The organism is Pseudomonas sp. P65(2024), from assembly GCF_057480955.1.
This window is the reverse complement of sequence record NZ_JBLIYX010000011.1, coordinates 108,843-121,512: the sequence shown is the minus strand read 5'-3', so window position 1 is coordinate 121,512 and position 12,670 is coordinate 108,843. Positions and strand designations below refer to the sequence as shown.

The window sequence follows — 12,670 nt, the reverse complement described above, 5'->3', positions numbered from 1 at the left end:
GGCGCTCATGTATGCTACGGCGTTCACTCTCATAAGATACCGGAGTGCCGGACGCAGCGAGGTCGAGCTGCCTGGAACATGTCTCTTATTCCTCTCAATACAAAGTAGCCATGCACGAACAATACACGCCCCGTGATGTAGAAGCCGCCGCCCAGAATGCCTGGGACGAGCAACAATCGTTCGCTGTCACCGAACAGCCAGGCAAAGACACGTACTACTGCCTATCGATGTTCCCGTACCCGAGCGGCAAGCTACACATGGGCCACGTGCGCAACTACACCATCGGTGACGTGATCGCCCGCTACCAGCGCATGCTGGGCAAGAACGTCCTGCAACCGATGGGCTGGGACGCTTTCGGCATGCCGGCGGAAAACGCCGCGATGAAGAACAACGTCGCCCCGGCCAAGTGGACCTACGAGAACATCGACTACATGAAGACCCAGCTCAAGAGCCTGGGTCTGGCCATCGACTGGTCGCGTGAAGTCACCACCTGCAAGCCGGACTACTACCGCTGGGAGCAGTGGCTGTTCACCCGCCTGTTCGAGAAGGGCATCATCTACCGCAAGAACGGCACCGTGAACTGGGACCCGGCGGACCAGACCGTACTGGCCAACGAGCAGGTCATCGACGGCCGTGGTTGGCGTTCGGGCGCGCTGATCGAGAAGCGCGAAATCCCGATGTACTACTTCCGCATCACCGACTACGCCGACGAGTTGCTGGAAAGCCTCGATGAGCTGCCGGGCTGGCCCGAGCAGGTCAAGACCATGCAGCGCAACTGGATCGGCAAGTCCCGCGGCATGGAGGTGCAGTTCCCGTACGACCAGGCCAGCATCGGTCACCCGGGCACCCTGAAGGTCTTCACCACCCGCCCGGACACCCTGATGGGCGCGACCTACGTGGCCGTCGCCGCCGAACACCCGCTGGCCACCCAGGCCGCCCAGGGCAACCCGGCGCTGCAGGCGTTCATCGACGAGTGCAAGAGCGGCAGCGTCGCCGAGGCCGACATGGCCACGCAGGAGAAGAAAGGCATGGCCACTTCCCTGTTCGTCGAGCACCCGCTGACCGGCGAAAAACTGCCGGTGTGGGTCGCCAACTACGTATTGATGCACTACGGCGACGGCGCGGTCATGGCCGTGCCGGCCCATGACGAGCGCGACTTCGAGTTCGCCCACAAGTACAACCTGCCGGTCAAGGCAGTGGTGCGCACCAGCGTCGGCGACGAAGTCGGCAGCGAGTGGCTGGCCGCCTACGGCGAGCATGGCCAGCTGATCAACTCCGGCGAGTTCGACGGCCTGGACTTCCAGGGCGCCTTCGACGCCATCGAGGCCGCGCTGATCCGCAAGGACCTGGGCAAGTCGCGCACCCAGTTCCGCCTGCGCGACTGGGGCATCAGCCGCCAGCGCTACTGGGGCTGCCCGATCCCGATCATCCACTGCCCGTCCTGCGGCGACGTACCTGTGCCGGAAGACCAGCTGCCCGTCACCCTGCCGGAAAACGTTGTCCCAGACGGCGCCGGCTCGCCGCTGGCGCGTATGCCCGAATTCTATGAGTGCACCTGCCCGAAATGCGGCACCGCGGCCAAGCGCGAAACCGACACCATGGACACCTTCGTGGAGTCGTCCTGGTACTTCGCCCGCTACGCCTCGCCGAACTACGACAAGGGCCTGGTCGACCCCAAAGCCGCCAACCACTGGCTGCCGGTGGACCAGTATATCGGCGGTATCGAACACGCAATCCTGCACCTGCTGTACGCGCGCTTCTTCCACAAGCTGATGCGCGACGAAGGCCTGGTGACCTCCAACGAGCCGTTCAAGAACCTGCTGACCCAGGGCATGGTCGTCGCCGAAACCTACTACCGTGTCGCCAGCAACGGTGGCAAGGACTGGTTCAACCCGGCCGACGTCGAGGTCGAGCGTGACGCCAAGGCCAAGATCATCGGCGCGCGCCTGAAGACCGACGGCCTGCCGGTGGAAATCGGCGGCACCGAGAAGATGTCGAAGTCGAAGAACAACGGCGTCGACCCGCAATCGATGATCGAGCAGTACGGCGCCGATACCTGCCGCCTGTTCATGATGTTCGCCTCGCCGCCCGACATGAGCCTGGAGTGGTCCGACTCCGGCGTCGAGGGTGCCAGCCGCTTCCTGCGCCGCGTCTGGCGCCTGGCCCAGGCCCATGTGGCCCAGGGCCTGCCGGGCCCGCTGGACATCGCCGCCCTGAGCGACGAGCAGAAGGTCATCCGCCGCGCCATCCACGCCGCCATCAAGCAGGCCAGCACCGACGTGGGCCAGTACCACAAGTTCAATACCGCCATCGCCCAGGTGATGACCGTGATGAACGTGCTGGAAAAGGCCCCACAGGCCACCGCCCAGGACCGCGCGCTGCTGCACGAAGGCCTCGAGGCCGTCACCCTGCTGCTGGCACCGATCACCCCGCACATCTCCCACGAGCTGTGGAAGGCGCTGGGCCATGATCAGGCGGCGATCGACGCGGCCTGGCCGACCGTCGACGAAAGCGCCCTGGTGCAGGACACCGTGACCCTGGTGGTGCAGGTCAACGGCAAGCTGCGTGGCCAGGTCGAAATGCCGGCCGCCGCCAGCCGCGAGGACATCGAAGCCGCCGCCCGCAGCAACGAGAACGTCCTGCGCTTCACCGACGGCCTGACCATCCGCAAGGTCATCGTCGTACCGGGCAAACTGGTCAACATCGTCGCCAACTGATGGCAACGCCCGCCTGCACACCCTGCAGGCGGGCGTAATCGGTCCACGAGGGAGCTACACACATGATCAAACGCAATCTGCTGGTAATGGGCCTGGCTGTCCTGCTCAGCGCCTGCGGTTTCCAGCTGCGCGGCACAGGCACCACCGAGCTGACCATCAAGGAACTGGACCTCAGCGCACGCAACGCCTATGGCGAAACCGTCACCCAACTGCGCCGCACGCTGCAGAACAGCGGCGTGAAGGTCTACGCCGGTGCACCATACAAGCTCGTGCTTACCAATGAGCAGGAGACCCAGCGCGCTGCGACCTACACGGGCGGTAACCGCTCGGCCGAATACGAGCTGACCACCGTGCTGAACTATGTGGTCGAAGGCCAGAACGACACCGTGCTGCTGGAAGACAAGCTGCAAGTGCAAAAGTACTACGTGTATGACGGCAACAACATCAACGGCTCAGGCCAGGAGGCAGCGCAGGTCCGCCAGGAAATGCGTCGCGACCTGGTGCAGGGCATGATGGTTCGCCTGCAGCAGCTTACCCCGGCACGTCTGGACGACCTTCAGCGCAAGGCTGACGAGCGCGCCAAAGCCGAGGCCCGCGCCCTGCAGGAAGCCCAGCGCATCCAGGACGAGACACCCCAGCAATCGCCACTGGAAGTCCCGGCTCCCTGAGCCTGAACGGGGCACCTGAGGTGCCCCGCCTCTCCCCATGAAGCTCGCGCCCGCCCAACTCAGCAAACACCTGCAAGGCCCGTTGGCGCCTGTCTATATCGTCAGCGGCGACGATCCGCTGCTGTGCCAGGAAGCCGCCGACGCCATCCGCAGCGCCGCGCGCCAGCAGGGCTATGACGAACGCCAGGTGTTCAGCGCCGACGCCAATTTCGACTGGGGCAACCTGCTGCTGGCCGGCGCCAGCCTGTCGCTCTTTGCCCAGCGCCGATTGCTGGAACTGCGCCTGCCCTCGGGCAAGCCCGGCGACAAGGGCGCCGCCGCGCTAATGGAATACTGCGCCAATCCGGCCGAAGACACACTGCTGCTGATCAGCCTGCCCAAGCTCGACGGCAGCGCGCAGAAGACCAAGTGGGGCAAGGCGCTGATCGAAGGCGCGCACTGTCAGTTCATACAGATCTGGCCGGTGGACGCCCAGCAGTTACCGCAGTGGATCAACCAGCGCCTGTCACAGGCCGGCCTGTCAGCCCAGCGTGATGCTGTCGACCTGATTGCCGCTCGGGTCGAGGGCAACCTGCTGGCGGCCGCCCAGGAGATCGAAAAGCTCAAGCTGCTGGCCGAAGGCAACCAGATCACCGTGGAGACCGTCCAGGCCGCCGTCGCCGACAGTGCCCGTTTTGATGTCTTCGGTCTGGTTGACGCCATTCTCAACGGCGAGGCGGCCCATGCCTTGCGCATGCTCGAAGGGTTGCGCGGCGAAGGCGTGGAGCCGCCGGTGATTCTCTGGGCCCTGGCCCGCGAGCTGCGCCTGCTGGCGGGGCTTGCACAGCAGTTCAGCCAGGGCGTACCGCTGGACAAGGCATTCAGCCAGGCCCGCCCGCCGGTGTGGGACAAACGTCGTCCGTTGGTGAGCAAGGCCTTGCAGCGCCTCTCCGCGCAGCGCTGGGCCATGCTGCTGCAGGATGCCCAGCGTATCGATGCGCAGATCAAGGGACAGGCCGAGGGCTCGCCGTGGACCAGCCTGGCTCGCTTGTCCCTGCTCATGGCCGGACAGCGCTTGGCACTGCCTGCCGAATAAAGCGCATCGCGGGCAGTCCGCCGCCATAAACACAATCAATTGGCTCACGTAGCGCGACAGGCCTAAAGTGCGCCCGCCATCCACCCAGACCGGGAACCCGCCATGAGCAAGAAGCCGAAAAAGCACGGCCCCAACAAGGCCAAGTCCATCGTCGCCCAACCGCTGTTCCGCTGCCGCCAGGAACGGCCGGAAAAAGGCAAAGGCAGCTACCGCCGCGAAGCCTTCCAATCGAGAGATTGGGAGGCTTCCTGCTTTATGGCGGCATGAAAGGCATGAAATGCGCAGGCATGGTATGGTCGGCACCTGACCTGCAATTCTGGATCCGTGCATGCCCTCTCGTCTCACTCTCCGCTGGCAACCCCGCCAGCTGATCGCGGCCACAAGCTTCATCCTGCTCGTCGCCTGCGCCGAGAAACCCACCGCCGCCGACGCCCTGCCGCTGGCGCCCGCCCAGCCCGCTCCCGTCGTCACCCTGCCCGGCACCGCGCCCGAGGCAAGCAGTGAAATCCAGCCCCTGCAGACCTTCGCCCAATGGCAGGCCGGCTTCCGCCAGCAAGCCCTGCAGGCCGGTATCAGTGCCAACCTGTTCGACCGCGCCTTCCTCGGCGTCACCCCGGACATGGACGTGATCAAGGCCGACCGCAGCCAGCCCGAGTTCACCCGCCCGGTCTGGGAATACCTGGACGGCGCCCTGTCGCCACTGCGCGTGCGCAACGGCAAGAAACTGCTCGAGCAAAATGCCGAGCTGCTGGCCCGCATCGAGCAGCGCTACGGTGTCGATCGCCAGGTCCTGGTCTCGGTATGGGGCATGGAAAGCAACTTCGGCCAGTTCCAGGGCAGCAAGTCGGTGATCCGCTCACTGGCCACCCTGGCCTATGAGGGCCGCCGCCCACAGTTCGCCCAGGACCAGCTGATCGCCGCCCTGCAGATCCTGCAGAACGGCGACATCCAGCCCGACGCGATGCGCGGCTCCTGGGCCGGCGCCATGGGTCAGACCCAGTTCATCCCGACCACCTATCTTACCCACGCGGTGGACTTCGACGGTGACGGCCGCCGCGACATCTGGAACAGCACCGCCGACGCCCTGGCATCCACCGCGCACTACCTGCAGGCGTCCGGCTGGAAGCGTGGCCAGCCTTGGGGCTTCGAAGTGCAGGTGCCCGCCGGCTTCGACTACTGGCTGGCCGATGGCAGCCAGCGCAAGAGTGTCAGCGAATGGCTGCAGCTGGGCGTGAAACTGCCTGCCGGTACCACGCTGCCCGCCGGCAGCAGCCAGCTGTCCGCCGCCCTGCTGCTGCCTGCGGGCGCCCGTGGGCCGGCGTTCCTGGTGCTGGACAACTTCCGCGCCATCCTCAAGTACAACAATTCGTCGTCCTACGCGCTGGCGGTCAGCCTGCTGGGAGATCGCTTCTACGGGTGGGGGTTCATTGCCGGCAGCTGGCCGAAAGAAGACCTGCCATTGAGCCGCAGCGAACGAATCGAGCTGCAGACCTTGCTCAATGCCAAGGGGCATGAAGCAGGCAATCCGGATGGGATCATCGGCGCCAATACCCGCAAGGCGATCCGCACTGCCCAGCAGGCGCAGGGTTGGCCAGCGGATGGGTATCCGACGCACAAGCTGCTCGATAGCCTGCGTCGCTAGAGGAACGCGGGGGCGCTCTGCGCCCCATTCGCGGTACAGACCGAATTGGGCTGCCAAGCAGCCCAAGCGATCTCAACCCCTGAACAGATCCTGCAACAGCACCAGACTCTGCTCTTCGGCATCCAGCCGCACTTTTGCACCCAACGGCAAGCACACATTCGGATCACAGTGCCCACTGCGCCACCCGGCCAGCACCGGCACCCCGAGCGGACCGAAGATATCCAACAGCAGCGGCGTCAACGCCGCCACCGTGATCCCGGCAAAGTCCCCCACCAGCACTCCTCGCACCCCTTCCAGCTTGCCGGCCAGGCGCAGCTGGGTCAGTAGCCGGTCGACACGGTAGAGCGGCTCGTTGACGTCCTCGATAAACAGGATGCTGTCCTGGGTATCGACTTGCGCCAGCGTCCCCAGCGTGGCACCGAGCAGCGACAGGTTGCCACCCACCAGACGCCCGCTGGCAGCCCCGGGCACCACGCTGGTGAGCGGGAACTCGACAGGATGGCCAATAGCATCGCCCGCCCCCAGACGCCCCCGCAATTGCCCGAACAGTGAGCTGACGGTCGGCTCAAGCTTGCCCCCCAGCAGGTCGGCATTGAGCATGGCGCCATGGAAGGCCAGCATCCCGGCATGTCGGTTGAGCGCCGAATGCAGGGCGGTGATGTCGCTGTAACCTACCAACGGCTTGGGATGGCGACGGATCAGTTCGAAGTCGATGCGGTCCAGCAGGCGCATGCTGCCGTAACCGCCGCGCATGCACAGGATGGCGTCGATATCCGGGGCACTGAACGCATCGTGCAGGTCGCGCAGGCGCTGCTCGTCGCCGCCGGCAAGGTAACCGTCCGCCTGCAGCACTCCAGGGTAGATGCGGCATTGCTGACCACGCTCTTCGAACCATTGACGGGCCTTGTCGGTATCCAGCCGCGCCGGCCCAGCCGGTGCGACGATGGCGAAGCAGGCGTTGTCAGGCAAGGCCTTGGGCAACAGGTATTCAGCAGTTTCCAGGCAGTTCATCGCGCCACTCCTTGCAGCTTGTCGCTTGAAACAGATCGCTCAAAAACAAAAATGCCGATGCCGCCTTCCGGCGCGCATCGGCATGTCCCGCTCAAGCCCGGTTCAGAGCTTGATCTTGGCTTCGTGGGCCTGCTGATCGGCGTGGTACGACGAGCGCACCAGCGGGCCGGAGGCGACGTTCTTGAAGCCCATCTTGTAACCTTCCTCGGCGAACCAGGCGAAGGTGTCCGGGTGCACGAAGCGCTGTACCGGCAGGTGGTTGCGCGACGGCTGCAGGTACTGGCCGAGGGTCAGCATGTCGATGTCGTGCTCGCGCATCCGGTGCATGACCTCGATCACCTCGTCGTCGGTCTCGCCCAGGCCCAGCATCAGGCCGGACTTGGTCGGCACGTGCGGGACCATCTGCTTGAACTTCTGCAGCAGGTCCAGCGACCAGTCGTAGTCCGAGCCAGGACGCGCGGCCTTGTACAGGCGCGGCACGGTCTCGAGGTTGTGGTTGAACACGTCCGGCGGGGTCTGCGCGGTGATTTCCAGCGCCACGTCCATGCGCCCACGGTAGTCCGGTACCAGGGTTTCCAGCTGGACGCCCGGCGACAGCGCACGGATTTCGCGGATGCAGTCGGCGAAGTGCTGGGCACCGCCGTCACGCAGGTCGTCGCGGTCCACCGAGGTGATCACCACGTACTTCAGACGCAAGTCGGCGATGGCGATGGCCAGGTTCTTCGGCTCGTCCAGGTCCAGGGGCTTCGGACGGCCGTGGCCAACGTCGCAGAACGGGCAGCGGCGGGTGCAGATGTCGCCCATGATCATGAAGGTCGCGGTGCCGCCGGAGAAGCACTCGCCCAGGTTCGGGCAGGAGGCCTCTTCGCACACGCTGTGCAGCTTGTGCTTGCGCAGCAGTTGCTTGATGCGGTCGACCTCCGGCGAAACCGGGATGCGTACGCGAATCCAGTCGGGCTTTTTCGGCAGCTCTTCGGTGGGGATGATTTTCACCGGGATGCGCGCCACCTTCTCGGCGCCGCGCAGTTTCACGCCGGCCTCGACTTTTTTGGGCGCAGGGCGCGGAGTCACGTCTTGCGTGGGGATCAGGTTCGGCACGGCTTCTTGCACAGTTGTCATAATCAGTCGATTCCGCCCGTGAGGGTCGTCTGCTCAGCATAGTCGAGGTGCCTGACCAGCTGTCCGCGCAGCCTTGTCCTGACCTCGTCGAGTTCGATCGGGCCTGCCAGGTCACGCAGCTGGGTCATGGCCAGCCCCGCATACCCACAGGGGTTGATTCGGCGGAATGGCGCAAGGTCCATGTCCACGTTCAGGGCAAGGCCGTGGAAGGAACGACCGTTGCGAATTCGAAGGCCAAGGGACGCGATCTTCGCGCCATCGACGTAGACGCCCGGGGCATCGGGCTTGGCCGCGGCCTGCACACCGTAGCTGGCGAGCAGGTCGATGAGCGTCTGCTCGATGCGGCTGACCAGCTCGCGCACGCCGATGCTCAGGCGCCGCACATCCAACAGCAGGTAGGCCACCAGTTGGCCGGGGCCGTGGTAGGTGACCTGGCCGCCGCGGTCAGTCTGCACCACCGGGATTTCCCCCGGGATCAGCAGGTGCTCGGCCTTGCCGGCCTGGCCCTGGGTGAATACCGGCGGGTGCTCGACCAGCCAGACTTCGTCCTGGCTGTCCGGGCCGCGTTGCTCGGTAAAGCGGCGCATGGCCTCCAGCACCGGTTCATAGGGCTGCAGGCCAAGATCGCGAATACCGAGCACACCGGACATCACAGCACCATTTTCACGATGCCGGTGGCACGCAGGGCACTGTTGATGTCGTGCAGCTGGTTCTCGCTCTCGGCAACGATATGCAGTTGTACCGTGGTGTACTTGCCTTCCTTGCTCTGGCGCTCGGCCAGGGTCGACAGGTCGACCTTGGCGTGCTTGCTGAGGATCTCGATCACGGTGTCGCGGAAACCGACAACGGTGTCGCCGATCACCTTGATCGGGTAGTCCTCGCAGGGGAATTCGATCTTGTGCGACTTGACGTCTTCTTCGCTCATGGCGGAAACGGCCTCGTAAGCCGTGGCAGCAACATCGCCCCCGCCTGGTTCACGGGGGCGTGCAGGTCACGTATCAGTTGAACAAACCGTAGAAGAACAGGCGGATGCTATCCCACATACGGCCGAAGAAACCAGCTTCCTCCACGCCGTCGAGGGCGATGAGGTCAGCGCTGTGAACCACTTTCTCGTCCAGTTTGACTTCCACTTTGCCGATCACGTCACCTTTGGCGATTGGAGCGGTCAGTTGCGGATTCATGGTCATCGAAGCCTGGAGGCGTTTCAATTGGCCTTTAGGCATGGTCATGGTCAGGTCGTTGGCCAGGCCGGCTTTCACCTGATTGGTCGCGCCTTTCCATACCTGGGCCTGGGTCAGCTCGGTACCTTTCTGGTAGAAGGTCTGGGTTTCGAAGAAGCGGAAACCGTAGGTCAGCAGCTTCTGGGTCTCGGCGGCGCGGGACTGCTCGCTGTTGGTGCCGAACACCACGGCGATCAGGCGCTGGCCGTCACGCACTGCCGAGGCGACCATGCAGTAGCCGGCTTCGTCGGTGTGGCCAGTCTTCAGGCCATCGACGGTCTTGTCGCGCCACAGCAGCAGGTTGCGGTTAGGCTGCTTGATGTTGTTCCAGAAGAACTCTTTCTGCGAGTAGATGGCGTAGTGCGCCGGATCTTCGTTGATGATCGCGCGCGCCAGCAGGGCCATGTCGTGGGCCGAGGAGTAGTGCTCCGGGTTCGGCAGGCCGGTCGGGTTCATGAAGTGGCTGTTGGCCATGCCCAGGTCGGCGGCGGTCTTGTTCATCATGTCGGCGAAGGCGTCTTCGCTGCCGGCGATGTGCTCGGACAGGGCGACCGAGGCATCGTTGCCAGACTGGATGATGATGCCGTGCAGCAGGTCGCTGACGGTCACCTGGCTGCCGACCTTGATGAACATGCGCGAACCGCCGGTACGCCAGGCGTTCTCGCTGACGGTCACCGGGTCGTTCTCGCCGATCTGACCGCGACGGATGTCGAGGGTGGCGATGTAGGCGGTCATCAGCTTGGTCAGGCTGGCCGGCGGCAGGCGTTCGTCACCGTTGTTCTCGACCAGCACGTTGCCGCTGGACGCGTCCATCAGTACATAGGACTTGGCGGCCAGTTGCGGTGGTGCCGGCATCATCTGCTCCGCTGCGAACGCAGCGGGCATGATCATCAGCAGAACGGGCAGGCAAAGTCGTTTGGCAAGGTTGGTGATGTTCATCCGTCTCTCGTAAATCGCTAATGGTCTGATGTTCCGTGGGCAAGTTCGTTTGCCCAGCGCCCCGTCAGTCTAGTTTTATGGCCGATGGCCTGGCCCGACAGTGCGACGTAATGCCGCTGCGGGCAAAAGCGGGCATTGTACATGTCATTGCCCGGCAATTCATGAACAAACCGACAGGTCGGCGTGTCGATTCATCGCGGGGCAAGCCCGCTCCCACGCCATCTGCAAGGCGGAACGTGGGAGCGGGCTTGCCCCGCGATTGCTCTCAATCAGTGACGACCTTGGCCTGGCCGAGATTGGCCAGGCGAATGCTGTCCTGCGCCTGCTGGATCTCACCCTGGCTGTTGATCGGCCCCAGGCGCACCCGGTGCAAGGTCTGCTGGTTGCGCACCACCGAGCTGATGAACACCGGTGCGCTGACCATGGTGCTCAGCTTCGAGCGCAGCAACTCGGCAGCATCCGGGTTGGCAAACGCGCCCACTTGCAGGATGCTGCCACCGCTGGCGTTCGGCACGTTGTTGCCACCCACCTGCACCGGCACCACCGGCGCCGCGTGCTGTTGCGGCGGCGGGGTCCACTGCTCGACCCGACCGGTGCTGGCAGGAAGCGGCTGGGCCTGGGCCACCTGCGGCTCCTTGAGCACCATCGGCGGCTGCTGGCCACGCTGGGCCCACCATTGCTGCGGATCGATGCCTTCGACGCGTACATGGGCAGTGCCGATCTCGGCATAGCCGAGCTTCTTGGCCGCGGCGTAGGACAGGTCGATGATGCGGTCGGAGTAGAACGGGCCACGGTCATTGACCCGCAGGATCACGCTACGGCCGTTGGCCAAGTTGGTCACCCGCACGTAGGCCGGCAGCGGCAGGGTCTTGTGCGCCGCGCTCATGCCATACAGGTCGTACAGCTCACCGTTGGCGGTGTTCTGCCCATGGAACTTGGTGCCGTACCAGGAGGCAGTACCCTCGGCGCGGTAGTTGCGCGAGTCCTGCATCGGGTAGTAGGTCTTGCCCAGCACCGTGTAGGGGTTGGCCTTGTAGTTGCCGGTATGCACGGTCGGCGTGGCGTCGGGGATCTTGTTCACGTCCACATCCCACCAAGGCGCGCCGTCCTTGTGCGCGCGGTTGATGTCCAGGCCCGGCTGCGCACGCACGGTGTTGCCGCTCTGCGGGGTGGAGGGCCGGCTCGACGAGCAACTGGCCAGTACCAGGCCGACGGCGACGCAGGTGAGCAGTTTTGCGGTATTGACGGTGAAGAGTTCGCGCATTTACTTGACGCCCCGTGCCAGAACCAGCTGTTCCGAAAGCTGATGCACCGCCATGGCATACATCACGCTGCGGTTGTAGCGAGTGATCGCGTAGAAGTTTTTCAGGCCCATCCAGTACTCGGGGCCATCCGCGCCTTCCAGGCGGAAGGCGGTGACCGGCAGATCATCGCGCAACGCATCATGACCCGACCAGCCCAGCGCCCGCAACTGCGCGACAGTCCTGGTCGGCTCGATGCCGGTGGTCAGGCCTTCGTCGGCCCGCGCGCCGGCCACGTCGGCGCGGCTGACCACAGGCTCCCCGGGCACCCAGCCGTGGCGCTTGAAGTAGCTGGCGACACTGCCGATGGCATCGTCCGGGTTGTTCCAGATATTGATGTGGCCGTCGCCGTCGAAGTCCACGGCATAGGCGCGGAAGCTACTCGGCATGAACTGCGGCAGGCCCATGGCGCCGGCGTAGGAGCCTTTGAGCGTAAGCGGATCGAGCTGTTCCTCGCGGGCCAGCAGGAGGAACTCGCGTAGCTCCTTGCGGAAGAATTCGGCCCGCGGCGGGTAGTCGAAACCGAGCGTGGACAGGGCATCGATTACCCGGTAGTTGCCGGTGTTGCGGCCGAAGAAGGTCTCCACGCCGATGATCGCGACGATGTATTGCGCCGGCACACCGTATTCCTGCTCGGCGCGGGCCAGCACGGCTTCGTGCTGGCGCCAGAAGTCCACACCGCGGGCGATGCGCGCGTCGGTGATGAACATCGGGCGGTACTCCTTCCACGGTTTGACGCGCTCGGCCGGCCGCGAAATCGCGTCGAGGATCGCCTGCTTGCGTTGCACCTCGCGGAACACGCCCATCAGCTGCTCCCCGGCAAAGCCGTAGTCGCGGGTCATCTCGCCAACGAACTCGGCCACCTGCGGCGAGCCATCGTAGTCGCCGGCATTGGCCTGCTGGATTGCGCCGAACAGCCCCATCGCGCCGAACCACGGCGCCAGGCGGGCAGCCCAGCCACGCACTGCTTGCATGAAA

Annotated in this window: 12 protein-coding genes; 5 read left to right on the top strand and 7 right to left on the bottom strand. The window is 64.7% G+C overall.

All coding sequences use genetic code 11. The annotated features are described in order from the left end of the window. The first annotated feature begins 110 nt into the window (after positions 1-110). The 5 genes from leuS (at position 111) to AC25MA_RS16380 (ending at position 6,102) form a co-directional block, all read left to right on the top strand. The gene (gene leuS / locus AC25MA_RS16400) at positions 111-2,717 is read left to right on the top strand and encodes a leucine--tRNA ligase (RefSeq protein ID WP_028690398.1); all 2,607 of its coding nucleotides are present in this window, start codon (positions 111-113) and stop codon (positions 2,715-2,717) included. 62 nt (positions 2,718-2,779) lie between these two features. Next, entirely contained in the window at positions 2,780-3,385 is a 606-nt protein-coding gene (locus AC25MA_RS16395) for an LPS-assembly lipoprotein LptE (protein WP_028690397.1), read from the top strand. 37 nt (positions 3,386-3,422) lie between these two features. Further along, the gene (holA, locus tag AC25MA_RS16390; protein WP_062361957.1) at positions 3,423-4,460 is read left to right on the top strand and encodes a DNA polymerase III subunit delta; all 1,038 of its coding nucleotides are present in this window, start codon (positions 3,423-3,425) and stop codon (positions 4,458-4,460) included. A gap of 102 nt (positions 4,461-4,562) precedes the next feature. Next, positions 4,563-4,727, top strand: coding sequence for an alternative ribosome rescue factor ArfA (gene arfA, locus AC25MA_RS16385; RefSeq protein WP_028690395.1), 165 nt, complete (start codon positions 4,563-4,565; stop codon positions 4,725-4,727). A gap of 61 nt (positions 4,728-4,788) precedes the next feature. Beyond that, positions 4,789-6,102, top strand: coding sequence for a lytic murein transglycosylase (locus AC25MA_RS16380; RefSeq protein WP_028690394.1), 1,314 nt, complete (start codon positions 4,789-4,791; stop codon positions 6,100-6,102). Between the two features lie 72 nt (positions 6,103-6,174). On the opposite strand, the gene AC25MA_RS16375 is transcribed toward AC25MA_RS16380, so the two are convergent. From AC25MA_RS16375 to mltB, 7 genes are all read right to left on the bottom strand, one after another. Continuing rightward, positions 6,175-7,113 (bottom strand): S66 peptidase family protein, encoded by a 939-nt coding sequence (locus AC25MA_RS16375; RefSeq protein WP_028690393.1) that lies wholly within the window; start codon positions 7,111-7,113, stop codon positions 6,175-6,177. Positions 7,114-7,215: 102 nt separating this feature from the next. Further along, a complete protein-coding gene (gene lipA, locus AC25MA_RS16370) occupies positions 7,216-8,232 on the bottom strand; it encodes a lipoyl synthase (RefSeq protein WP_028690392.1) in 1,017 nt (338 codons plus the stop codon). A gap of 2 nt (positions 8,233-8,234) precedes the next feature. Further along, positions 8,235-8,882, bottom strand: a complete 648-nt coding sequence (gene lipB / locus AC25MA_RS16365; protein ID WP_028690391.1) for a lipoyl(octanoyl) transferase LipB — start codon at positions 8,880-8,882, stop codon at positions 8,235-8,237. Then, on the bottom strand, positions 8,882-9,157 hold the full coding sequence (locus tag AC25MA_RS16360) for a DUF493 domain-containing protein (RefSeq protein ID WP_011535839.1): 276 nt from the start codon (positions 9,155-9,157) through the stop codon (positions 8,882-8,884). The genes lipB and AC25MA_RS16360 overlap by 1 nt, the downstream gene beginning before the upstream one ends. A gap of 73 nt (positions 9,158-9,230) precedes the next feature. After that, positions 9,231-10,391, bottom strand: a complete 1,161-nt coding sequence (locus AC25MA_RS16355) for a D-alanyl-D-alanine carboxypeptidase family protein (protein WP_062361950.1) — start codon at positions 10,389-10,391, stop codon at positions 9,231-9,233. 265 nt (positions 10,392-10,656) lie between these two features. Beyond that, positions 10,657-11,655 carry a septal ring lytic transglycosylase RlpA family protein gene (locus AC25MA_RS16350; protein ID WP_028690389.1) on the bottom strand — a complete coding sequence of 333 codons (999 nt, stop codon included), beginning with the start codon at positions 11,653-11,655 and terminating at the stop codon, positions 10,657-10,659. Then, entirely contained in the window at positions 11,656-12,666 is a 1,011-nt protein-coding gene (gene mltB / locus AC25MA_RS16345) for a lytic murein transglycosylase B (RefSeq protein ID WP_028690388.1), read from the bottom strand. It abuts the gene before it with no gap. Positions 12,667-12,670 lie beyond the last annotated feature (4 nt).

What these genes read in the sequence shown, in the direction of transcription:
- leuS (WP_028690398.1), top strand. Translation starts at nt 111, where the DNA reads ATGCACGAACAATACACGCCCCGTGATGTAGAAGCCGCCGCCCAGAAT.
- AC25MA_RS16395 (WP_028690397.1), top strand. Translation starts at nt 2,780, where the DNA reads ATGATCAAACGCAATCTGCTGGTAATGGGCCTGGCTGTCCTGCTCAGC.
- holA (WP_062361957.1), top strand. Translation starts at nt 3,423, where the DNA reads ATGAAGCTCGCGCCCGCCCAACTCAGCAAACACCTGCAAGGCCCGTTG.
- arfA (WP_028690395.1), top strand. Translation starts at nt 4,563, where the DNA reads ATGAGCAAGAAGCCGAAAAAGCACGGCCCCAACAAGGCCAAGTCCATC.
- AC25MA_RS16380 (WP_028690394.1), top strand. Translation starts at nt 4,789, where the DNA reads ATGCCCTCTCGTCTCACTCTCCGCTGGCAACCCCGCCAGCTGATCGCG.
- AC25MA_RS16375 (WP_028690393.1), bottom strand. Translation starts at nt 7,113, where the DNA reads ATGAACTGCCTGGAAACTGCTGAATACCTGTTGCCCAAGGCCTTGCCT.
- lipA (WP_028690392.1), bottom strand. Translation starts at nt 8,232, where the DNA reads ATGACAACTGTGCAAGAAGCCGTGCCGAACCTGATCCCCACGCAAGAC.
- lipB (WP_028690391.1), bottom strand. Translation starts at nt 8,882, where the DNA reads ATGTCCGGTGTGCTCGGTATTCGCGATCTTGGCCTGCAGCCCTATGAA.
- AC25MA_RS16360 (WP_011535839.1), bottom strand. Translation starts at nt 9,157, where the DNA reads ATGAGCGAAGAAGACGTCAAGTCGCACAAGATCGAATTCCCCTGCGAG.
- AC25MA_RS16355 (WP_062361950.1), bottom strand. Translation starts at nt 10,391, where the DNA reads ATGAACATCACCAACCTTGCCAAACGACTTTGCCTGCCCGTTCTGCTG.
- AC25MA_RS16350 (WP_028690389.1), bottom strand. Translation starts at nt 11,655, where the DNA reads ATGCGCGAACTCTTCACCGTCAATACCGCAAAACTGCTCACCTGCGTC.
- mltB (WP_028690388.1), bottom strand. Translation starts at nt 12,666, where the DNA reads ATGCAAGCAGTGCGTGGCTGGGCTGCCCGCCTGGCGCCGTGGTTCGGC.